The organism is Erythrobacter sp. CCH5-A1 (genome assembly GCF_001557115.1).
Classification (GTDB): domain Bacteria; phylum Pseudomonadota; class Alphaproteobacteria; order Sphingomonadales; family Sphingomonadaceae; genus Erythrobacter.
The window spans coordinates 1-1,268 of record NZ_LSKQ01000050.1 but is presented as its reverse complement, the minus strand read 5'-3'; the positions used below and the strand labels follow the sequence as shown (position 1 = coordinate 1,268).

Annotated in this window: 1 protein-coding gene and 1 pseudogene; one reads left to right on the top strand and one right to left on the bottom strand. The window is 70.5% G+C overall.

Going from position 1 to position 1,268, the window contains the following annotated elements; genetic code table 11:
* The coding region (locus AX708_RS02450; protein ID WP_067489456.1) for a MerR family transcriptional regulator at positions 1-286 on the top strand (286 nt) is incomplete at its 5' end.
* A gap of 3 nt (positions 287-289) precedes the next feature.
* Here the strand turns inward: AX708_RS02450 and AX708_RS02445 are convergent.
* Positions 290-1,268 (bottom strand): annotated as a pseudogene (locus AX708_RS02445) (chromosome segregation protein); the annotation flags it as partial.

Sequence of the window (1,268 nt, the reverse complement as noted above, 5' to 3'; positions counted from 1 at the left end):
GCGCTACTACCGCCCCGCCGATGTCGAACTGGTCGAGACCATCGACCGGCTGGTCAACCGCGAGGGCTATACCCTGAAAGGCGCCGAGGCGGTGCTGCGCGCCGCCGCCAAGTCCCCGCTCGACCGCCGCAAGGAAGACCGCCGCGCGGGCGACCGCCGTGCCGACGCCGGTCCCGACGCGGCGCCGGGCGTGCGCATCGCGGTTGCCGAGGGGCCGGACATGGCCGAGGTGATTGCGGGGTTGAAGGCGGTGCGGGCGAAGCTCGCGGCGGCGCTGGAGGCCTAGGGGCTACTCCGCCGCCAGCAGCGCGGCTTCGCCCAGGTCCACACTGACCAGCCGAGAGACGCCCTTTTCCGCCATCGTCACCCCGAACAATCGGTGCATCCGGCTCATCGTCACCGCGTTGTGGGTAACGATCAGGTAGCGGGTGGTGGTGGTGGCGACCATCGATTCGAGCAGGTCGCAGAAGCGCTCGACATTGGCGTCGTCGAGCGGCGCGTCGACCTCGTCGAGCACGCAAATCGGCGCGGGGTTGGTGAGGAACAGCGCGAAGATCAGCGCGGTCGCCGTCAGCGCCTGCTCGCCGCCTGACAGCAAGGACAGCGATTGCAGCCGCTTGCCCGGCGGCTGGGCGTAGATTTCTAGGCCCGCCTCCAGCGGATCGTCCGAATCAACCAGCGCAAGGTGCGCCTGCCCGCCTTCGAACAGGCGGGTGAACAGCACGCGGAAATGCCCGTCGACCGCCTCGAAAGCCGCGCGCAGCCGCTCGCGGCCCTCGCGGTTCAAGTTGCCGATCGAACCGCGCAGCCGGGCGATGGCCTCGACCAGTTCGGCCTGCTCCTCGGCGGATGAACCATGCTCGCCTTCGATCCGGGCGAGTTCGTCGGCGGCCACGAGGTTGACCGGCCCGATCCGCTCGCGCGCGGCGGTGAGCTTTTCGAGTTCCTCGGATTCCTGCTGGGCCTGTGCGAGGTCGTTCTCGTCGAAGCCAAAACGTTCGCCGAGCAGCGGCGGCGGGCACTGGAAGCGCTCGCCCGAGATGCGGGCCATTTCGGTGCGGCGCAGTTCCTCGTTCTCGGCGCGCGCGGCAAGGCTGGCGCGGGTCTCGCGGGCTTGCGCCAAGATTTCGGTGCATTGCGCTAGGGCTGTGTCGGCGGCGCGGGCTCGCCCCTCGGCCTCGCGCATCGCCGCATCGGCTCCTGCGAGCTCGGCGGCGAGGCGGGTGCGGGTCGCCTCGCCGCCGAGCTCGCAGGAGCCGATGCGGCGA